Here is a 19598-nt window from a genome sequence, read left to right on the forward strand (position 1 = left end):
CAGTGTTCTTATAGGGTTACTTACGTCACTCGCCCCGCGTCCATGCCAGGAAGCGGCTGAACAGGCCCTTGGCAGGTGCAGCGTGAGCCGGCCGGGAGGCGGCGGGCGCGACGGGGGCCACCGACGGTCGAACGGTCTCCGCGGCCTTGGGAGCAGTTGAAGCGGCTGACGGCGCCGAGGGCGGAGTGAACCGGATGGGAACCGTCACCAGTGAACGGCTCCACGGTGATTCGCTCCAGGCGAGCGACTTGAAGGCGATCCGGGTCTCGACATCGGGCAGCCGGTTGAGCAGAGCCTCGACGGCAGCGACGACGATCATGACGGCTGGATCCTTGGCCGGGCAGGCATGCGGCCCGGCTCCGAATGCCAGATGCGCCTTGGAGCTGAGCTGCTCGCGGTGCACGTCCAACCTGGGGTCGGTGTTGGCCGCCGCGAAGGAGATGAGAACCGGATCGCCGGCGCGAAGCGTCTTGCCGTCGACTTCGACGTCATGGGTCGGGTAGTGGCCCGCATAGTTGGCGATCGGCGGGTACGACCACAGTGTCTGGGCGACTGCGTCCTCGACCGACCGCCCTTGGGGCCAGTCCTCGCTGAGGTACAGAGCGGTGGCGGTGCCGATGGCGGCCGCCAGCGGCGCGGTGCCGCCGGAGAGCAGGGTGACGAGCTGGTGGAGTACTTCCTCGTCGGTGAGCTGGGCGGGGTGCACCATCAGACGCGTTGTCAGGTCCGCTCCGGGGCTCTGGCGCTTGAGAGCGATCAGCTCCATGAGCGCCGCGACGAGTATCTCGTCCGCACCGGGCGTGCCTTCGAAAATGCCGCTGATCCCTACAATGACGCGGTCGCCGATCTCCGGCGGGCATCCGAACTGGTCGCTGAAGACGAGCAGCGGCAGCGGTCCTGCGTAGTCCGCCATCAAATCTGCCTGCCCGCGGGCGCCGAAGCGGCTGATCAGATACCCGGCGGACTGCTGCACCTGCCGGACCAGCTGGAGCTCATTGATCGTGGCCAGACTCTCAGTGACGGGCTGGCGCAGCCGAGCGTGGCGTGAGCCGTCGGCGAAGAGCGCGTTGGGCCGGTAACCCATCATGGGCAGGGCCGGGCTGTCCTGGGGGACACGCCCCTCGTTGAGGGCGTTCCAGCGTCGGGAGTCCCGGACGAACGTCGTGGAGTCCTGCAAGATCTTCAGTGCCGTGTCGTAGCTGGTGACCAACTCGACCTCGACCCCGGGCGCAATGTCCACAGGGGCGATCGGGCCGAGCGAGCGCAGGTACTCGTAGGTGCCCTCGATGTCGGAGGCGAACTGCGGTCCGTACAAAGGGACGTTGCCGTGTGCGGGGCAGCCGGGTGGTATCTCCGGGCTGGTGTCGTGGTGGGGTTGCATGCCGGGGCTCCTAGGCGAGGGTGGACATGAGGTGTTGCACGAGGGTGATGAGGGCCTCGGCCGACGACTGCTGACTGCGCGCATCGACGTTCACGACGGGGATCTCCGCAGGGAGAAGCAGGGCCTCGCGTATCTCGTCGAGATCGTACTTCGGCGTCCCGTCCTTGGTGTTGACGCCGATGGTCATGGCGAGGTCGAATTTTTCGACCAGGTCCAGCACCGGGAACGCCTCGTCGAGCCGGTCGGGATCGACGAGCACCAGGGCGCCCAGAGCGCCTCTCGACAGTTCCTCCCACATCTCCTTGAAACGCTCTTGGCCCGGCGTTCCGAAGAGATAGAGGACCAGTTTCTCGTTGAGGGTGCGCCGGCCGAAGTCCATGGCCACGGTCGTGGTGGTCTTGTCCGGCATGTTCGAGAGGTCGTCGTAACCCTCGCTGGCCTCGGTGATTTCCTCTTCGGTCCGGAGCGGGACGATCTCGGAGAGGCTGCCGATGTACGTGGTCTTGCCGACCCCGAAGGGGCCCACGACGAGGACCTTTACGGCCGTGGTGACGGTTGGTTCCAGGTACATGTCACGCTCCGAAACTCTTCTGCAAGCCGTCGACGACGGCTTGGAGCAGTGCGCGGTCATGAGCCACGGCCCGCGGCGTGGGAGGCCGCACGAAGACCAGCCCGACCTCTGCCAAATGTGCGATCAGTATCCGCACGATGCCCAGCGGCAGTTGTGTGCGCCCGGCTACTTCCGCCACAGACAGGAGACCGTCGGAGACCAGGTCCATGACCTCGCGGGCTTCCGGGGTGAGGGTGCGTGCCGCTGCGGACATGCCTTCCTGGGCAGTAACGAGCGCGGTGCGCGAGTACTCGTGGTCCGCGGGCAGGTCCCGGCCCTTGGCGATCACGAAAAGAGGTACTAATTCGGACGTCAGTTCCAGCGGTGGTTCTTGATCGTCATGCATGGCCCACCGTCCCTGTCTGCGGTGCTGAGGCCGCGCTCAGCGCGGGCACCACGTCTTCCAGACGCGAGAGGAACTCTTCGATGTCGCAGTCGTGTTCAGCCGAGGCCGCCAGGTAGGCCCCGGGACCGGCCGAGATCAGAAAGACCCAGCCGTGCTCGAACTCCACGAGCGTTTGGCGCCAAGTGTCGTGGCGCCCGCCGGCGAACGGCGCCGTGGCCCGGCTGTAGGCCACCATGCCCGACATCGCTGCGGAGATGATGTCCGCCATGTCCTTGCCGATGCTTGACGTCGTGCCCCTGAGCAGGCCATCGATGCCGAGCAAGACGGCGTGGCGCGCTCCCCGGACCTCGGCAACTGCCTTGTCCAGCTCAGGAAGCACGGAACCCAGACCACCCGCCGTCTCGTCCTGGACCAGCTGGGCATCCACGGCCACAGCGGCGCCGTTCACGCGGGGAGCGGATGTGAGGTGGTCACCCAGCCGGGCGACGAGCCGTTGCATGCGGTACGAGAGTGCCTGCAAATCAACATCGGGGGCGGCGGCAGCGGCCAGGTAGGCACCCCTTCCCGCCTCCGTCACCAGGATCCATCCGTCCTCGAACTCGACGAGGGTCTGATTCCACCGCCACTCCTTCACCGGCCCTGCGAACCGGGCCGTCGCCCTGCTGAGCGACTGCATGCTGGCCATGGCGGCCGAGATGTCCTTGATGCCGCCGCTGGTCAGGCCGTCCGTGGCGCCCTTGGATATGCCGTCCGCGGACAGCACAACGGCATGCCGTGCGCCGGGGATGTTGTCCACGATGTCCTTGACCATCCACGACAGGTCGTCGGTCATCGGTCTTCAGACCCTTCAGGTGACGAAGCCTCGGTCTCCCGGCCCGCGAGGGTGCCGCGCTGGAAGCCCCCCAGGCTCCGCCCGGAACGGCTGGCGGAGACCTCGCGCACCGGCGACGGTGCACTGCGGAGGCCGGCGTCGGTGACACTTGCGATGGGGGTCTGGCGCTGGCCGCGCTTCGGCAGGCCGTGCGCTGTACGTCCGACAGCCTCTACAGCGTGCGGCTGGCTTGTCTGGCTCTCGTTGCGTCGGATGCTGACAGGCGCGTCCTGGGCAGGCGGTGGCGTCTCCTCCATGGTCCACAACTCCTCGGGCAGGCGAACCACGGCCCTGACACCGCCGTACCGGGAAACTCCGGTGACGTCGACGCTGAAACCGTACTGACGGGCGAGCAGGCCGATCACGGAGAAACCGAATTTGGGCTGGGTTCCCATCTGAGACAGCCGAGGGGCCGTCTCGCCGGACAGCAGTTCCATCGCCGCCTGCCGGTCCTCGTCGCTCATGCTGACGCCGGCGTCATCGATCACGATGCACATGTAGTTCTGCACTCGCTTGAACGTGACCTCGATCGGCGCATCCTGCTGTGAGAACGACGCGGCGTTGTCCAGCAGTTCCGCCACCGTCAATGCGACCGGCGCCACCGCCGTGGCCTTCAGCGCGACATTGCTGTCCTGCAACAGCTCGACTCGCTGAAAATTCCTGATCTGGCCCTGTGCGCTGCGCACCACGTCGTAGATGCTCGCGGCCCTCTTGCGGCGACCGAGCGGTCCTCCGCACAGCACGGCGATGCCCTCGGCCCTGCGTGCCATCTGCGCATTCGCGTGATGCACCTCGAGCAGGTCCTTCAGGACAGGGTGGCCTCCGTAATCGCGCTGAATCCTGTCCAGGAGCGTCGTGGACTCCGCCGTAAGAGTCTGCAAGAAACGGGCCGCTCCCTTCAGAACGCCCTTGGTCCTGTCCTCTGCCGCCTGCTCGGCTTCTTGGATGACGGCAGCTCGCTCTTCCTGGAACTGCACCAACTCGTTGTTCGCGGCCTCCACCTGACGCTGAGCAGCGGCCTTCGCCTGCTGCACGTCAGCCTCCGCCCGCCGCAACTTCGCCCCCAGGGCTCTGCTACGGAGAGTGAGCACCACGACCGCAGCAACGGCTATCGCCGCCACCGAGGCCAGGCACCATATGAGCGCCTCTTGATTCATGGGAGCCTTTCCCGGCACGGTTGCAGACATCGGTCGATCTATCGCGCGATGATCCACAGCGCATCCACCAAGAACTGAACGGCTGCTGTCACGGCAAGGAAGCCAACCCCCATATGGCACCCGACCTGAGTGGATCAAGGTCGCGGACGCGGGCATGCTATCACCGCAACCATTGCCCTCAGCAGGCGCCTCAGGAGACAGCCGACGACATCAACACGACTGTCACACAACGCTGTTGGCAGGCTCCCTGCGCGAACGAACCATCGGCGTCGCTCAGCACAGGAGAAGAGCTGTCGGGCCGTCACCTGGGGGTCCTGGGGCCCATGCGGGCATTGCCGCATGCGTCCGCGCCGTTTCCTGCTGACAAGCGGTCAGTCCGCTGTTCACGGGCGTGCTCATGGCGTCGCCGCGGCCGTGTCAGCACAAAGCGCGAGGGGACTTGGCGCCGGAGTGCAGAACCGTTGTACGGGGCCCTCACCGTCATGGGGCGGCCACGACAGGCCGTCGACCCGGAACGCTGTCTGTCTGAGCGATCGGACCATGACGGGGTGGACGACACAGTGACGATCCGGCAGGTACTCAAGGTGCGGCGCTCGACATCGAGCGGCGCCGGCCGCCCTGTGCATCAGTCTGAACGCCGTGGAGTCGGAGGACGAGGTGTACTTCAAGGCGCCGCGCGATGGCGAGCGGAATCGCCTCCCGCCCCGACCGGTCGGCGCCGGCAGACATCGACGAGCCGGGCTGGGTGACGGACTGGGGGCAGTGCGCCGCGCCGTGCCGCCTCGCTGAGGCCGAGCATGGCGTAGCCGACGTCGTCGTCCCGGCAGCTGCCGTGGATCCGGCCGCGCACGCACTCGCGCCACTCGGGCCGCAGCTCGAAGCCGTCACTCTCGGCGACGGGCTCGGGAAGGCGGTCGGTCAGGGGCAGGGCGGCGGCCTGCCGGAGACAGCGGTCGATCCGGTCCCGCGTCCACAGGTCGCCCTGTTCGACCGGTTGGCCGAGCATGTTGCCCGCGATCCGGCCCAGCCGGCCCCCGAGGATGCGGTCGGCGAGCTCTGGCTCAGTGCCCACAGGGGTCATAGCTCCGATTTACCCCATTGCGGGGAGGCGCACAGAGGGTTCTCGGGGCCTTCTCAGCCTCTGGGCGGTGCATGACGGCGGGGGACGTCTGCGGTTAAGGTCGCAACGGCGCGACTGGCCTTGACGTGCGCGAGGCCCGGAGAGCAAGGGGAAGACGTGACACAGCGCGTGCTCATCGCCGCGGACAAGTTCAAGGGCTCGCTCACGGCCGTGCAGGTCGCCGAGCGGGTGGAGGCCGGGCTGCGCCGGGTCGTGCCGGGCGTGGAGGTGGAGGCACTGCCCGTCGCCGACGGCGGTGACGGCACCGTCGCCGCGGCCGTCGCGGCCGGGTTCGAGCGCCGGGAGGTGGCGGTCGCCGGGCCCCTCGGGCAGGACGTCACGGCCGCCTTCGCGGTACGCGGGGACACGGCCGTCGTGGAGATGGCCGAGGCCAGCGGCCTGCAGCGGCTTCCCGCGGGTGTCTTCGCGCCGCTCACCGCATCCACGTACGGCTCCGGAGAGCTGCTGCGCGCCGCGCTGGACGCAGGTGCCCGCACGATCGTGTTCGGGGTCGGCGGCAGCGCCACCACGGACGGCGGCGCGGGCATGCTCTCCGCGCTCGGCGCCCGCTTCCTGGACGCCGACGGCGAGCCCGTGGCCCCCGGTGGTGGCGGCCTCGCCGACCTGGCCTCGGCCGACCTGTCGGACCTGGACCCGCGGTTCGCCTCCGTCGAGTTCATCCTGGCCAGCGATGTCGACAACCCGCTGACCGGCCCCAAGGGCGCCCCCGCGGTCTACGGCCCGCAGAAGGGCGCCTCCCCGGACGACGTCGAGGCCCTGGACACCGCCCTCGCCCACTACGCGAAGGTGCTGGAGGAGGCCGTCGGCGCGAAGGCCGCCGAGCACGCCGCCGCACCGGGTGCGGGCGCGGCCGGCGGCATCGGCTACGGCGCCCTCCTGCTCGGCGCCCGCTTCCGCCCCGGCATCGAGGTCATGCTCGACGTCCTCGGCTTCGCCCCCGCGCTGCAGTGGGCCGACCTGGTGATCACCGGCGAGGGCTCCCTCGACGAGCAGACCCTGCACGGCAAGGCCCCGGCGGGCGTGGCCGCGGCCGCACGCGCGGCGGGCAAGGAGGTCGTCGCGGTGTGCGGCCGCCTCGCGCTGCCGCCGGAGGCCATCGGCAGGGCGGGCATCCGCCGCGCCTACCCGCTGACCGACGTCGAGCCCGACATCCAGAAGTGCATCGCCGAGGCTGGCCCGATCCTGGAGGACGCGGCGGAGCGGATCGGCCGGGACTTCCTGGTCTGAGTCCGGCCTGGTCAGCCGCCGACCGGCTTTCCGCGTCCGAGTCCGGCCGGGTCGGTCGGGTGCGTCCGCGGTCGGCCCGGGCGTCCTCATCCGCGGTGAGTCAGGGTGGCCGGTGTGTCCGCGTCCGAGGTCGGCCGGGGCCGCCGGTGCGTCCTCGGCCGACGCCACCCGGCCGGGCCGGGATCTCCTCGTCCGAGCTCAGCGGCGCCCGCCCGACAGCCGGTACGCGTCCAGCGCCAGCGTCATCTCGATCAGGTCCCGGGGACGGGCCAACGACCGGGACGTGAGCTGCTCCAGCCGCCGCAGCCGGTTGAAGACGGTGTTGCGATGGCAGTACAGCCGCCCGGCGGCCCGCCCCGCCGACCCCTCGCACACCAGCCACACGTCGAGGGTCTCGAGCAGTACGGCCCGGTCGGCGGGCTCCAGCTCCAGGAGCGCGCCGAACACGTCCTTCACCAGCCGGTCGGCCAGCTCCGGCTGGCTCACCACCAGCGCGGTCGGCATCCGCTGATCAAGGCGTACGACCGCGGTGGCGTCCGGCGGACAGGTGCGCAGCGCCAGTTCCGCGAGCCGCCGGGCCCGGCCCAGCTCGGCGAGCCCCGGCACCACCGGGCTGATCCCGCCCGGCCCTGAGCAGCGCCCCTCCAACGCGCGCGCCACGCCGTCCAGGCCCTGCCCCGGCGCGAGCGCCACGACCGCCACCTCGCCGTCCGCCCGCATCCGCCAGATGAACCGGAACCCGGCACCCCGCACCGGCCGCTCCGCCGCCTCCCGCCGCTCGGCCCGCAGCACCACCACCGCGTACGGCCCGTGCTCCGGCAGATCGAGCCCCGCCGCCGCGCGGGCCGCGAGCCCGGGCGTCGACTGCCCCTCCAGCAGGGCGTCGAGGAGCGCCTGGAGCTGTTCGTCCGTACGCCGTCTGAGCTCCGCCTCGGTGGCCCGGTACGCCTCCGACGCCGCCTGCGCCTGCGCGTCCACCGCCGACCACACCATCGTCGTCGACCGCATCAGCGCCGCGAGCCGCTCCGGCTCCCGCCCGGCCGTCCCCTCCACGAGCGCATCCCACACCAGGTAACCGGCGTTCCGGTAGGCGTGCACCAGGAGGTCCAGCGGCAGCCCCTGGTGGGCCCGGCGCCGGCCCGCGTCCTCGGCGTACTCCAGATCGCGGCGCGGCGAGTCCCGGGGCGCGGAGATCGTCTCGATGCCGATCCGCATCGCCTCCTCCGCCTCCCGCCACTGCTGGTCGTACGGCAGCACCTGGCCGTAGACGGGGGAGTGGTCGGTGAGTTGCCTGAGGTGCTCGTCGACGAGCTCGGGCACCCGTTCCAGCAGAGTCGTGCAGGACTCCGCGAGCAGCTTCCAGTCATGACCGGTCCGCGGCCTTCGCCCTCCCATTCCCGGAGGATGCCATCGGGACCCGGCCGCGCACAGGCCCCTGACACGCGGTGTTGTGCACGCGCACAACGGCGGCACCGGCCCGCTGGGCACCCGCAGCGATTCCGCCGCAGGCCGTGGACGCCCGCCCGCGCCGGTGCTGGGGTGAGCGCCACACCGAGTGCGGACAAGGGGGGAGTCCATGACCGGAGCCGGACTGGTCGTCCAGGACCTGTCGGTCGGGTACGGTCCCGTGCGCGCCCTGCGCCGGGTGTCCCTGGAGGTGCCCGAGGGCGCCGTGGTGACGGTGCTCGGCGGCAACGGAGCGGGCAAGTCCACCCTGCTCCGCGCGATCAGCCGCACCCTCGCCTTCCACGGCGGCGCGGTCACCGAGGGCACGGTGACCCTGGACGGCCGCCGCCTCGACGGCCTGGCACCCGACCGCGTGGTCGCCGCCGGCATCTCCCAGGTACCGGAGGGAAGACGGGTGTTCGCCCGCATGACGGTCGCCGACAACCTCCGCGCGGGAGCCCTCGGCGGCACCCGCGCGGGACGGTCCACGGCCCTGGACCGCGTCCACGAACTGTTCCCCGTCCTCGCCGAACGCGCGGGCCAGCGCGCCGGACTCCTCTCCGGCGGCGAACAGCAGATGCTCGCCGTCGCCCGCGCCCTGATGGCCGCCCCCCGCGTCCTCCTCCTCGACGAACCCTCCCTCGGTCTCGCCCCGCTCATGGCCCGGCGGATCGCCGACACCGTCCGCGAGATCAACACCCAGGGCACCTCCGTCCTCCTCGTCGAGCAGAACGCGGCACTCGCCCTGAGTCTCGCCACGCGCGCGTACGTCCTCGAAGTCGGCGAGGTCACCCTGTCGGGCCCCGCCGCCGAACTGTCCGCGTCCGACGAGGTGCGCCGCCGCTACCTGGGCGTGGTCGACGAGGACGCGGCGGCCGACGCCGAACAGGCGACCGGACGGACCCTGACGAGGTGGCAGGGGTGAGCGGCCAGGCATTGGAAGTGCGTCACCTCACCGTCCGCTTCGCCGGACTCACCGCCCTCGACGACGTCGGCTTCACCGTCCGCCCCGGCACCGTCCACGCCCTCATCGGCCCCAACGGCGCCGGAAAGTCGACCTGCTTCAACGTCCTGTCCGGCGTCTACCGGGCCACGTCCGGCAGCGTCCGCTTCGGTGCGCACGAGCTGACCGGCATGCCCGCGCACCGCATCGCCGCCCTCGGTGTCGCCCGCATCTTCCAGAACCTCGCGCTGCCGCCCCGCGCGTCGGTCGAGGACTGCCTGCTCCTCGGCCGGCACCGGCTCACCCGCACCGGCTTCCTCGCCGCGGGACTCCGGCTGCCGTCCGCGGCTCGCGAGGAACGGCTGCACCGTGAACGCGTCCGCGAGATCGCCGAGTTCGTCGGCATCGCCGACTGCCTGGGCCGCCCCGCCGGCTCACTGCCGTACGGGCAGCAGAAGCTGGCCGAACTCGCCCGGGCGCTCTGCATGGAACCCCGGCTGCTGCTCCTCGACGAGCCGGTCGCGGGCATGACCGCCGACGAACGGCGCCGGACGGCAGCCGTGATCGCGGGGGTGCGCGACTCCCTCGGCATCTCGATCGTCCTGGTGGAACACGACATGGGGGTGGTCATGCGGCTCGCGGACGCGGTGACCGTACTGGACTTCGGGCGCCGGATCGCCGACGGCGCCCCCGTCGACGTACAGAACGATCCGGCCGTCGTACAGGCATACCTGGGGACCGCGTCATGAGCACCTTCGCCGAGATCCTGCTGAACGGCATCTCGCTGGGGTCGGTGTACGCGCTCATCGCCCTCGGTTTCGTGGTGATCTTCCGGGCCACCGAGGTGGTCAACTTCGCCCACGCGTCCCTGCTGCTGGCGGGCGGGTACGTCACCGCGGTCCTCCACGACGACATCGGGTTCTGGCCCGCGCTGCTCGCCGGGATCGCGGGCGCAGCGCTGGTGGGGGCCGCCGTGGAGTTCCTGGTGATGCGGCGGTACCGGGGCAGCGACCACAGCGTCCTGGCCATCGTCACCATCGGCGTGGACATCCTGCTGACCACCGAGCTGACCCGCCGTATCGGCACGGACGTCCTCGCGCTCGGCGACCCCTGGGGCGACGCCGTGCTCAGGCTCGGGCCGATCTCGCTGGCCCACACCCGGATCGCCGCGTTCGTGGCCGCCGCGCTGCTCATCACCGCGTTCCTGCTGGCGTTCCGGTACACCTCGTGGGGAGTGGCGATGCGGGCGGCGGCGGAGAGCTCGGAGACGGCCGCGCTGATGGGGGTGCGGCTGGGCCGGGTGTCGCTGGGCGCCTGGGCGGTGGCGGGCGGACTCGCCGCCGTGGCGGCCCTGTTCCTCACCGTGTTCCCGACGCCCGGCCTGGAACGGGCGACCTCGCTGGCCGCGCTCAAGGCGTTCCCGGCCGCCATCCTCGGCGGCCTCGACTCCACGACGGGCGCGCTGGTGGGCGGGCTCCTGGTCGGGGTCACGGAGTCCCTCGCCACCGGCTACCAGAGCGATCTGACCTTCCTGGGGCGGGGGCTGGGCGACCTCGCGCCCTATCTCGTGATGGTCGCGATCCTGCTCCTACGGCCCGCGGGGCTGTTCGGCACGAAGGAGCTCGCCCGTGTCTGAGGCCCTCGTGAAGCCGTTGCGGCTCGTCAGGACACGGACCTGGGTCTGGGGCGCCGGGGCTGCCGTCCTCCTGGCGCTGCCCTTCTACCTGGACCGGTTCTGGCTCCAGACAGGCCTGTTCGCGATGGCCGCCGCGATCGGCGCCATCGGCATCAACCTCCTGACCGGGGCGACCGGACAGCTCTCCATGGGGCACGCCTTCTTCCTCGCCGTCGGCGCCTACGGCTACTGCGTGTTCGCCGCGGACGGCGGCGACGGACTCACCGGCCTGGGGCTGCCGACCTGGCTCGCGGCCGTGCTCGCGGTGCTGGTCGCGGGCCTCGCGGGCGGGCTGTTCAGCCCCATCTCCGGCCGGCTCGGGGGCGCCTACCTTGGCATCGCCACCCTCGCGCTCGTCTTCATCGGCCAGCACGTCATGTTCAACGCCCATGACCTGACCGGCGGCGCCAACGGCCGTGACGTACCGCCGCTGAGCCTGTTCGGCCTCACCTTCGACGACCGCGAACTCCTCGTCGCCGCCGTGCCCTTCGGGTCGGCCGAGAAGCTCTGGTACGCCGCTCTGGTCCTGCTGGCGGCCGGCGCCCTCTTCGCGCGGGGCGTCCTGCGCGGCCGTCCGGGCCGGGCGATGAACGCCATCCGCGACCACCGCATCGCCGCCGGAGTGCTCGGTGTGCCGGTCGCCCGCCACCGTGCCGCCGTCTTCGTGCTGTCCTCGATGTACGCGGGGCTCGCGGGCGTACTCCTCGCCCTGGTCTTCCAGCGGACCGTGCCCGACTACTTCGGCATCACGCTCTCGCTCGAGTACCTCGCGATGATCGTCATCGGAGGGCTCGGCTCGGTCTCCGGGGCGGTGGCCGGGGCCGTGTTCGTGTCGCTGCTGCCGCAACTGCTGACCCGCTACAGCGACGCGCTGCCGCTGGTCTCCGCCCCCGGCACGGGCGGTATCGCACCGGGCGAGGCATCCCGGTACCTCTACGGCGCCGCCGTCGTGCTGGTGGTGCTGTTCCTGCCCGGCGGCCTGGTCGGGACGGTCGTACGGCGTCGAGTCACAACCCATTCAGGGGAGGAACGATGATGAGGACATACGCCGCCAGGGCCGCCGCGGGAGCGCTCGCCGCGCTGCTGGTGCTGGCCGGGTGCAGCTCCAAGGCCAAGGACTCCGACGACGGGGACGGCGGCAAGTCGGGCGCGGGCGGGGTGCGGACCGGGGAGGGCATCTCCGGGAAGACGATCACACTGGGCGCGCTCACCGACATGACCGGCGTCTACGCGACCCTCGGCAAGAGCGTCACCCAGGCCCAGCAGCTGTACGTGAAGCAGCTCAATGCCGCCGGAGGCGTCTGCGGCTACAAGGTGGCCCTCTCGGTGCGGGACCACGGCTACGACCCGCAGAAAGCCGTCTCCGGCTACACCGAGCTGGAGCCGAAGGTGCTCGGGTTCGCGCAGTTCATCGGCTCACCGTTCGTCGCCGCGGTCAAGCAGCGCATCGACGGCCAGGACAAGGGGCTGGTGCTCCCGCAGGCCTGGTCGTCGGCGCTGCTCGGCAGTCCGTACATCCGGGTCATCGGATCCACCTACGACATCGAGACGATCAACGCGGTCGACTTCCTGATGAAGGAGAAGGGGGTGAAGAAGGGCGACAGGATCGGTCACGTCTACTTCGAGGGCGACTACGGCGAGAGCGCGCTGGTCGGTTCGAAGCACATCGCGAAGGAGGCCGGGCTGACCGTCGTCGAGCAGAAGATCAAGCCCACCGACAACGACATGACCGCCCAGGTCACCGCCCTCAAGCAGGCCGGCGTCAAGGCGATCGTGATCAGCGCGGGCCCGCGGCAGGCGGCCTCGCTGGTCGGGGTGGCGGCGGCGAGCGGCTTCGCCGTACCGGTCATCGGCAACAACTCGGCCTTCGCTCCGCAGCTGCTCGCCACGCAGGCAGGGCCCGCCCTGATGAAGAACTACTACGTGGCCTCGCCCTCGCTCCCCATCGGCGCGGACACCCCCGAGGCGAAGAAGCTTGTCGCCGACTACCGGGCCGCCTACCCGGACGACGCCCTGGACAACGGCATCGTGGCCGGCTGGACCGCCGCGTCGGCCTTCGGCGAGGCCCTGAAGAAGGCCTGCACGAACAAGGACCTCACCCGCGAGGGCGTGGACAAGGCCCTGCTGTCGATCGGCTCCTACGACATCGGCTTCGGCGTCACCCAGGACTTCACCGACCCCAAGTCGCCGTCCTCCAGGCAGAGCGTGATCCTTCAGCCGGACAAGAACGTCACGGGTGGCATGAAGGTCGTGAAGGAGGCGGGGGCCTCGGAGGCGGCCCAGGGGTACACACCGGGGGCGTGAGCCGACAGGCGGACCCCTTCTGGGGCCCGCCGCCCGACGACGAGGGGCCCGAACCGGTACCGGTTCGGGCCCCTCGGGGCGATACGGCGGAGCCTTACGGCAGCTGGGCCGCCCTCGCCTCGCGCCTGTTGTCGCGGAAGTTGTTCACGCGGCGGGCCGTGGCGAACAGCGGGATCACCGCGCCCATCACCAGCTGGAGCGCGCAGCCCGTCTGGAGGAGGAGCTGGCCGCTGGGGGCGCCGAACGCCCAGGCCGCGAGGAGACCCATGCCGAGGACGATCCAGGAGAGCATCGCGACCGCGAGGCGGCCCCGCGGCTTCGGGTACTCGACCCGGCTCACCATCAGCCAGGCCGTGCCCACGATCGCCAGCAGCGTCGCCACGAAGGGGAGCTCGAGGAGCACGATCGAGACGACGGTGAGCGCACCGAACGGCGACGGCATGCCCTGGAAGGTGCCGTCCTTCACCGTCACACAGGAGAACCGCGCGAGTCTCAGCACCACCGCGAGGAGCACCACCACCGCTCCGACCGCGGCGACCTTCTGCGACGCGTCGTCCGCCACCATGCCGTAGACGAGGACGAAGTACGCCGGCGCGAGGCCGAAGCTGATCAGGTCGGAGAGGTTGTCCAGCTCCGCGCCCATCGGCGAGGAGCGCAGCTTGCGCGCCACCAGGCCGTCGAACAGGTCGAAGACCGCCGCGCACAGCATCAGGATGACCGCCGTGGCCGCGCTGTTGCGCGCCATGCCGGACTCCTGGCTGTCGGTGAGGTGCGGGATCAGGATGCCGGTGGTGGTGAAGTACACCGCCATGAAGCCGCACGTGGCGTTGCCGAGGGTGAGGGTGTCCGCTATTGAGAGGCGGAGAGAAAGAGGCATCTCCTCCTCGTCGTCGACCTCGTCGGCCTCGGGCACCCAGCCCGCCTGGGTCTCGGGATCAATCACGGTCAATGCGAGTCACCCCAGCCACCGTCTTCTGGCCGACCTCGACCGCGACCTCCACGCCCTCGGGCAGGTAGATGTCGACGCGCGAGCCGAAGCGGATCAGGCCGATGCGGTCACCCTGCTCGACCTTCGTCCCCTGCGGGATGTACGGCACGATGCGACGGGCCACCGCGCCGGCGATCTGGATCATCTCGATGTCACCGAGTTCGGTGTCGAAGTGCCAGACGACGCGCTCGTTGTTCTCGCTCTCCTTGTTGAACGCCGGAACGAACCCGCCGGGGATGTGCTCGACCGACGTCACCGTGCCGGAGAGCGGCGCGCGGTTGACGTGGACGTTGAGCGGGCTCATGAAGATCGCGACGCGGGTGCGGCCGTCCTTCCACGGCATGATGCTCTGCACCACACCGTCGGCGGGCGAGATGACCCGGCCCGGGGCGATCTCGCGCTCGGGGTCGCGGAAGAACCACAGCATGCCCGCCGCCAGCGCGGTGGCGGGCACGGCGACGGCCTTGGCGGCGCCGGACTTGCGCGCGCGTACCAGGCTCAGTGCTGCGGTGGCGACGGTCGGGAGGAGCCACGGCGATGCTCCGCGCGCGAGGCGTACGCCTGCCAGGCTGTCGCGAGGTGCAGAGGTTTGGCTGTGGGGCATGGATGACCTTCGTAGCGGATGATGCCGCGCACTAGACGGGGGACGGCGGCTTTCCGGGATCGTACCGGTCGCGGGCCACAACTGGGCAAGCCAGGAAGCCGAGTCGGCGGCTGAACCGTGTTGACGGGGTGTGATCTTCTTCTCCAAGAAAACACCCCGTATCCGGACATCTAGCCCTGGAACCGATACTCTTCGAGCAGCCTGCGACCGATGATCATTTTCTGGATCTCGGCGGTACCTTCACCGATCAGCAGCATCGGAGCCTCACGGTAGAGGCGCTCGATCTCGTACTCCTTGGAGAAGCCGTAGCCGCCGTGGATCCGGAAGGCGTCTTCCACGACCTCTTTGCAGTATTCGGAGGCGAGGTACTTCGCCATCCCTGCTTCAAGGTCGTTTCGCTCACCGGAGTCCTTTTTGCGTGCCGCGTTGACCATCATCGCATGCGCGGCCTCGACCTTGGTAGCCATCTCGGCCAGCTTGAACTGAATCGCCTGGTGCTGGGCGATCGGCTTGCCGAAAGTGTGACGCTGCTGGGCATACGAGACGCCCAGCTCGAAGGCACGCTGAGCGACACCGCAGCCACGCGCCGCCACATTGACGCGGCCCACTTCCACGCCGTCCATCATTTGGTAAAAACCTCGGCCGGTGGCCCCGCCGAGCACACGATCGGCCGGAAGTCGCAGGCCATCCATGATGAGCTCGGTGGTGTCGACACCCTTGTAACCCATCTTGTCGATCTTCCCGGGGATCGTGAGGCCCGGACGGACCTCTCCGAAACCGGGCTCCTTCTCGATCAGGAAGGTCGTCATCGACTTGTGGGGCGCCGTGCCCTCGGGGTGTCCTTCGTCACTTCGGACGAGAACGGCCACCAGAGTTGACGTTCCGCCGTTCGTGAGCCACATCTTCTGGCCGTTCAGGACGTACTCGTCGCCGTCCTTGACCGCCTTCGACGTGATGGCGGACACGTCCGAACCCAGGCCCGGCTCCGACATCGAGAAGGCGCCCCGGACGTCGCCGGCCGCCATGCGCGGCAGGAAGTGGTCCTTCTGCTCCTGCGTGCCGTGCTGCTTGAGCATGTACGCCACGATGAAGTGGGTGTTGATGATGCCGGACACCGACATCCAGCCGCGGGCGATCTCCTCCACGCACAGGGCGTACGTCAGGAGGGACTCGCCCAGACCGCCGTACTCCTCGGGGATCATCAGGCCGAACAGGCCCAACTCCTTGAGCCCGTCGACGATCTGCTGCGGGTACTCGTCGCGGTGCTCCAGCTCGGTCGCGACCGGGATGATCTCCTTGTCCACGAAGTCCCGGACGGTGGACAGGATCTCCTGCTGGATGTCGGTCAGACCGGCGGTCTGGGCGAGGCGTGCCATGGGGGTCAGCCCTCCTGAAGTTCCGGGCGGCCGGGCTGCTCGCCGCCGCGCTCCTTGATGTAGGTCTCGGTGGGCACCATGACCTTGCGGCGGAACACGCAGACCAGCGTGCCGTCCTGCTTGTAGCCCTTGGTCTCGACGTACACGATCCCGCGGTCGTTCTTCGACTTGGAGGGCCACTTGTCGAGCACGGTCGTCTGGCCGTAGATCGTGTCGCCGTGGAAGGTCGGCGCCACGTGCTTCAGCGACTCGATCTCCAAGTTGGCGATCGCCTTGCCGGAGACGTCCGGCACGGACATGCCGAGCAGCAGGGAGTAGATGTAGTTGCCGACCACCACGTTCTTGCCGAAGTCCGTCGTCTTCTCGGCGTAGTTGACGTCCATGTGGAGCGGGTGGTGGTTCATGGTGAGAAGGCAGAAGAGGTGGTCGTCGTACTCCGTGACCGTCTTACCGGGCCAGTGCTTGTAGACCGCCCCGACCTCGAACTCCTCGTAGGTGCGTCCGAACTGCATGCTCAGGCCTCCGGGATCTCGAACTTGGAGGTGCGCTGCATACCGGCCGCGCGGCCCTTGCCGGAGATGACCAGCGCCATCTTGCGGCTGGCCTCGTCGATCATCTCGTCGCCGAGCATCGCCGAGCCCTTCTTGCCGCCCGCCTCGGACGTGTAGTAGTCGTACGCGTCCAGGATCAGCTCGGCGTGGTCGTAGTCCTCCTGGGAGGGCGAGAAGATCTCGTTGGACGCCTCGACCTGGCCCGGGTGCAGCACCCACTTGCCGTCGAAACCGAGGGCCGCGGCGCGCTGGGCGACCTCGCGGTAGCCGTCGATGTTGCGGATCTGCAGGTAGGGGCCGTCGATCGCCTGGAGGTTGTTGGCACGGGCGGCCATCAGGATCTTCATGAGGATGTAGTGGTAGGCGTCCGCCGGGTAGCCGGGCGGCTGCTCGCCCACGACGAGCGACTTCATGTTGATCGACGCCATGAAGTCGGCCGGGCCGAAGATGATCGTCTCGACGCGCTGGGAGGCCGTCGCGATCTCGTTGACGTTGTTGAGGCCCTGGGCGTTCTCGATCTGCGCCTCGATGCCGATCTTGCCGACCTCGAAGCCCATCGTCTTCTCGATCTGGGTCAGCAGGAGGTCGAGCGCGACGATCTGCTCGGCCGTCTGGACCTTCGGCAGCATGATGCAGTCGAGGTTCTGGCCGGCCCCCTCGACGACCGTGACGACATCGCGGTACGTCCACTCGGTCGTCCAGTCGTTGACGCGCACGACCCTCGTCTTGCCCGTCCAGTCGCCCTCGTTGAGGAACTTGACGATGGTGTGCCGCGCCTCGGGCTTGGCGAGCGGGGCGCACGCGTCCTCCAGGTCGAGGAAGACCTGGTCCGCCGGGAGGCCCTGCGCCTTCTCCAGGAAGCGGGGGTTGCTTCCCGGTACCGCGAGACACGAGCGGCGGGGACGCAGACGGTTGACGGTCATGCGGGGACCTCCAGGGGGTCGAGCTTGTTCGCGTTGCGGATCTCGTCGACGATCCGGCCGATGATTCCGGTGATGTCGAAGTCCTTCGGGGTGAAGACCGCGGCCACTCCGGCTGCCCGCAGCTGTTCGGCGTCACCATTCGGGATGATGCCACCGGCGATCACCGGTATATCTGTGGCACCGGCCACACGGAGCCGTTCCAGGACGTCCGGCACCAGCTGGGCGTGCGAGCCGGACAGGATGGACAGGCCGACCGCGTGCACGTCCTCGGCGAGGGCCGCGTCCACGATCTGCTCCGGGGTCAGCCGGATGCCCTGGTAGACCACCTCGAAGCCGGCGTCACGCGCGCGGACGGCGATCTGCTCGGCCCCGTTGGAGTGCCCGTCCAGGCCCGGCTTGCCGACCAGGAAGCGGAGCTTGCCGACGCCGAGGTCCTTGGCGGTCACCTCGACCTTGCGGCGGACGTCGGCCATCGCCGAGCCCTCCTCCGCGGGGACCGCGACCGGCGCCGAGGAGACGCCCGTGGGCGCCCGGAACTCGCCGAACACCTCCCGCAGGGCCCCGGCCCACTCACCGGTCGTCACGCCCGCGCGGGCGCACTCCAGGGTGGCCTCCATGAGGTTGGCGGTGCCCTTCGCGGCCTCCTTCAGCTTCTCCAGCGCCTTGCAGGGGCGCGGGTGGTTGAAGGGCGGCTGGTAGCGGGTGTCGCGCCAGTGCTGGAGTCCCGCGATCACCCGGGCCTCGACGGCCGGGTCCACCGTCTGGATCGCGGTGTCCAGGTCGGCCGTGAGCGGGTTGGGCTCGGTCGTCTCGAAGATGTTGACGCCGATGATCTTCTCTTGGCCGGATTCGATACGGGCCCTGCGCTCGGCGTGCGACGAGACGAGCTGCGACTTCAGATAGCCCGACTCGACGGCGGCCATCGCGCCGCCCATCTCCTGGATCCGCTCGATCTCCGCGAGGGACTCCTCGACGAGCTTGCTCACCTTCGCCTCGACGACGTGCGAGCCCTCGAAGATGTCCGCGTACTCCAGCAGGTCGCTCTCGTAGGCCAGCACCTGCTGCATCCGCAGCGACCACTGCTGGTCCCAGGGCCGGGGGAGACCGAGGGCCTCGTTCCAGGCCGGCAGCTGGACGGCACGCGCGCGTGCGTCCTTCGAGAGCGTCACGGCCAGCATCTCGAGGACGATCCGCTGGACGTTGTTCTCCGGCTGCGCCTCGGTCAGCCCTAGGGAGTTGACCTGGACGCCGTACCGGAAACGGCGGTGCTTGGGGTTCTCGATGCCGTAGCGCTCACGCGTGACCTGGTCCCAGATGCGGCCGAAGGCGCGCATCTTGCACATCTCCTCGATGAAGCGGACACCCGCGTTCACGAAGAAGGAGATACGGCCGACGACGTCGCCCATGCGCTCCTGCGGCACCTGCCCCGAGTCCCGGACGGCGTCCAGGACCGCGATCGCCGTCGACATCGCGTACGCGATCTCCTGGACCGGCGTGGCGCCCGCCTCCTGCAGGTGGTAGCTGCAGATGTTGATCGGGTTCCACTTCGGGATGTGGGAGACCGTGTACGCGATCATGTCGGTCGTCAGACGCAGGCTCGGTCCCGGCGGGAAGACGTGCGTCCCGCGGGACAGGTACTCCTTGACGATGTCGTTCTGGGTCGTGCCCTGGAGCTGGGTGATGTCCGCGCCCTGCTCCTCGGCGACGACCTGGTAGAGCGCCAGCAGCCACATGGCGGTGGCGTTGATCGTCATCGAGGTGTTCATCTGCTCCAGGGGGATGTCCTGGAACAGCCGGCGCATGTCACCGAGGTGCGCGATCGGCACGCCGACCCGGCCCACCTCGCCGCGGGCGAGGATGTGGTCGGAGTCGTAGCCGGTCTGGGTCGGCAGGTCGAAGGCCACGGAGAGCCCTGTCTGCCCCTTGGCGAGGTTGCGCCGGTACAGCTCGTTGGACGCCTCGGCCGTGGAGTGACCGGCGTACGTGCGCATGAGCCACGGCCGGTCCTTCTCCCGCACGCCTTCGGCGGGCTGACGCTCAGTCATCTATGACCCC

Annotated in this window: 18 protein-coding genes and 1 pseudogene; 6 read left to right on the forward strand and 13 right to left on the reverse strand. The window is 69.6% G+C overall.

Translation table 11 applies throughout. The features are described 5' to 3' along the window. Nucleotides 1-25: 25 nt before the first annotated feature. From IOD14_RS12795 to IOD14_RS12820, 6 genes and pseudogenes are all read right to left on the reverse strand, one after another. The gene (locus IOD14_RS12795) at nt 26-1381 is read right to left on the reverse strand and encodes a cytochrome P450 (RefSeq protein WP_212670290.1); all 1356 of its coding nucleotides are present in this window, start codon (nt 1379-1381) and stop codon (nt 26-28) included. A 10-nt stretch (nt 1382-1391) separates the two neighbouring features. Beyond that, complete coding sequence (locus tag IOD14_RS12800; protein WP_123994440.1) at nt 1392-1952, reverse strand: ATP/GTP-binding protein; 561 nt, start codon at nt 1950-1952, stop codon at nt 1392-1394. A 1-nt stretch (nt 1953) separates the two neighbouring features. Next, entirely contained in the window at nt 1954-2337 is a 384-nt protein-coding gene (locus IOD14_RS12805; protein ID WP_123994439.1) for a DUF742 domain-containing protein, read from the reverse strand. Then, a complete protein-coding gene (locus IOD14_RS12810; RefSeq protein ID WP_249125905.1) occupies nt 2330-3169 on the reverse strand; it encodes a roadblock/LC7 domain-containing protein in 840 nt (279 codons plus the stop codon). The genes IOD14_RS12805 and IOD14_RS12810 overlap by 8 nt, the downstream gene beginning before the upstream one ends. Then, on the reverse strand, nt 3166-4365 hold the full coding sequence (locus IOD14_RS12815) for an ATP-binding protein (protein ID WP_174269405.1): 1200 nt from the start codon (nt 4363-4365) through the stop codon (nt 3166-3168). Before IOD14_RS12815 ends, IOD14_RS12810 begins: the two co-directional genes overlap by 4 nt. Nucleotides 4366-5152: 787 nt before the next feature. Beyond that, nucleotides 5153-5446 (reverse strand): annotated as a pseudogene (locus IOD14_RS12820) (ADP-ribosylglycohydrolase family protein); the annotation flags it as partial. A 168-nt stretch (nt 5447-5614) separates the two neighbouring features. Between IOD14_RS12820 and IOD14_RS12825 the strand changes: the two are divergent. Further along, nucleotides 5615-6733: a glycerate kinase gene (locus IOD14_RS12825; protein WP_123994922.1), complete on the forward strand. Its 1119-nt coding sequence runs from the start codon at nt 5615-5617 to the stop codon at nt 6731-6733. A gap of 198 nt (nt 6734-6931) precedes the next feature. Here the strand turns inward: IOD14_RS12825 and IOD14_RS12830 are convergent, their stop codons facing one another. Then, nucleotides 6932-8128 carry a helix-turn-helix domain-containing protein gene (locus IOD14_RS12830; protein ID WP_123994438.1) on the reverse strand — a complete coding sequence of 399 codons (1197 nt, stop codon included), beginning with the start codon at nt 8126-8128 and terminating at the stop codon, nt 6932-6934. Nucleotides 8129-8309: 181 nt separating this feature from the next. Here IOD14_RS12830 and IOD14_RS12835 point away from each other — a divergent pair, with 181 nt between their 5' ends. Genes IOD14_RS12835 through IOD14_RS12855 form a run of 5 tightly spaced genes read left to right on the forward strand, consistent with a single transcriptional unit; the run spans nt 8310 to nt 13101 of the window. After that, the gene (locus IOD14_RS12835; protein ID WP_123994437.1) at nt 8310-9104 is read left to right on the forward strand and encodes an ABC transporter ATP-binding protein; all 795 of its coding nucleotides are present in this window, start codon (nt 8310-8312) and stop codon (nt 9102-9104) included. Continuing rightward, complete coding sequence (locus tag IOD14_RS12840; RefSeq protein WP_249125906.1) at nt 9101-9871, forward strand: ABC transporter ATP-binding protein; 771 nt, start codon at nt 9101-9103, stop codon at nt 9869-9871. Before IOD14_RS12835 ends, IOD14_RS12840 begins: the two co-directional genes overlap by 4 nt. Continuing rightward, complete coding sequence (locus IOD14_RS12845; RefSeq protein ID WP_123994435.1) at nt 9868-10758, forward strand: branched-chain amino acid ABC transporter permease; 891 nt, start codon at nt 9868-9870, stop codon at nt 10756-10758. Before IOD14_RS12840 ends, IOD14_RS12845 begins: the two co-directional genes overlap by 4 nt. Beyond that, on the forward strand, nt 10751-11833 hold the full coding sequence (locus IOD14_RS12850) for a branched-chain amino acid ABC transporter permease (protein WP_123994434.1): 1083 nt from the start codon (nt 10751-10753) through the stop codon (nt 11831-11833). The genes IOD14_RS12845 and IOD14_RS12850 overlap by 8 nt, the downstream gene beginning before the upstream one ends. Then, nucleotides 11830-13101: an ABC transporter substrate-binding protein gene (locus IOD14_RS12855; protein WP_123994433.1), complete on the forward strand. Its 1272-nt coding sequence runs from the start codon at nt 11830-11832 to the stop codon at nt 13099-13101. Before IOD14_RS12850 ends, IOD14_RS12855 begins: the two co-directional genes overlap by 4 nt. Before the next feature lie 94 nt (nt 13102-13195). Here IOD14_RS12855 and pssA read toward each other — a convergent pair whose 3' ends face one another. From pssA to IOD14_RS12885, 6 genes are all read right to left on the reverse strand, one after another. Further along, complete coding sequence (gene pssA / locus IOD14_RS12860) at nt 13196-14014, reverse strand: CDP-diacylglycerol--serine O-phosphatidyltransferase (RefSeq protein WP_123994921.1); 819 nt, start codon at nt 14012-14014, stop codon at nt 13196-13198. A gap of 22 nt (nt 14015-14036) precedes the next feature. Then, on the reverse strand, nt 14037-14693 hold the full coding sequence (locus tag IOD14_RS12865; RefSeq protein ID WP_037706416.1) for a phosphatidylserine decarboxylase: 657 nt from the start codon (nt 14691-14693) through the stop codon (nt 14037-14039). Between the two features lie 170 nt (nt 14694-14863). Then, on the reverse strand, nt 14864-16069 hold the full coding sequence (locus tag IOD14_RS12870; protein ID WP_123994432.1) for an acyl-CoA dehydrogenase family protein: 1206 nt from the start codon (nt 16067-16069) through the stop codon (nt 14864-14866). 5 nt (nt 16070-16074) lie between these two features. Continuing rightward, nucleotides 16075-16581: a MaoC family dehydratase gene (locus tag IOD14_RS12875; RefSeq protein ID WP_007385824.1), complete on the reverse strand. Its 507-nt coding sequence runs from the start codon at nt 16579-16581 to the stop codon at nt 16075-16077. 2 nt (nt 16582-16583) lie between these two features. Continuing rightward, nucleotides 16584-17543 carry a CoA ester lyase gene (locus IOD14_RS12880; protein ID WP_031475710.1) on the reverse strand — a complete coding sequence of 320 codons (960 nt, stop codon included), beginning with the start codon at nt 17541-17543 and terminating at the stop codon, nt 16584-16586. Continuing rightward, complete coding sequence (locus IOD14_RS12885) at nt 17540-19588, reverse strand: protein meaA (RefSeq protein WP_212670291.1); 2049 nt, start codon at nt 19586-19588, stop codon at nt 17540-17542. Before IOD14_RS12885 ends, IOD14_RS12880 begins: the two co-directional genes overlap by 4 nt. Nucleotides 19589-19598: the final 10 nt, after the last annotated feature.

Source organism: Streptomyces sp. A2-16, from assembly GCF_018128905.1.
In the GTDB taxonomy this organism is placed as follows: Bacteria; Actinomycetota; Actinomycetes; order Streptomycetales; family Streptomycetaceae; genus Streptomyces.

Coding starts and splice junctions, on each gene's coding strand:
- IOD14_RS12795 (WP_212670290.1), bottom strand. CDS start 1,381: ATGCAACCCCACCACGACACCAGCCCGGAGATACCACCCGGCTGCCCC.
- IOD14_RS12800 (WP_123994440.1), bottom strand. CDS start 1,952: ATGTACCTGGAACCAACCGTCACCACGGCCGTAAAGGTCCTCGTCGTG.
- IOD14_RS12805 (WP_123994439.1), bottom strand. CDS start 2,337: ATGCATGACGATCAAGAACCACCGCTGGAACTGACGTCCGAATTAGTA.
- IOD14_RS12810 (WP_249125905.1), bottom strand. CDS start 3,169: ATGACCGACGACCTGTCGTGGATGGTCAAGGACATCGTGGACAACATC.
- IOD14_RS12815 (WP_174269405.1), bottom strand. CDS start 4,365: ATGAATCAAGAGGCGCTCATATGGTGCCTGGCCTCGGTGGCGGCGATA.
- IOD14_RS12830 (WP_123994438.1), bottom strand. CDS start 8,128: ATGGGAGGGCGAAGGCCGCGGACCGGTCATGACTGGAAGCTGCTCGCG.
- IOD14_RS12835 (WP_123994437.1), top strand. CDS start 8,310: ATGACCGGAGCCGGACTGGTCGTCCAGGACCTGTCGGTCGGGTACGGT.
- IOD14_RS12845 (WP_123994435.1), top strand. CDS start 9,868: ATGAGCACCTTCGCCGAGATCCTGCTGAACGGCATCTCGCTGGGGTCG.
- IOD14_RS12855 (WP_123994433.1), top strand. CDS start 11,830: ATGATGAGGACATACGCCGCCAGGGCCGCCGCGGGAGCGCTCGCCGCG.
- IOD14_RS12865 (WP_037706416.1), bottom strand. CDS start 14,693: ATGCCCCACAGCCAAACCTCTGCACCTCGCGACAGCCTGGCAGGCGTA.
- IOD14_RS12870 (WP_123994432.1), bottom strand. CDS start 16,069: ATGGCACGCCTCGCCCAGACCGCCGGTCTGACCGACATCCAGCAGGAG.
- IOD14_RS12875 (WP_007385824.1), bottom strand. CDS start 16,581: ATGCAGTTCGGACGCACCTACGAGGAGTTCGAGGTCGGGGCGGTCTAC.
- IOD14_RS12880 (WP_031475710.1), bottom strand. CDS start 17,543: ATGACCGTCAACCGTCTGCGTCCCCGCCGCTCGTGTCTCGCGGTACCG.
- IOD14_RS12885 (WP_212670291.1), bottom strand. CDS start 19,588: ATGACTGAGCGTCAGCCCGCCGAAGGCGTGCGGGAGAAGGACCGGCCG.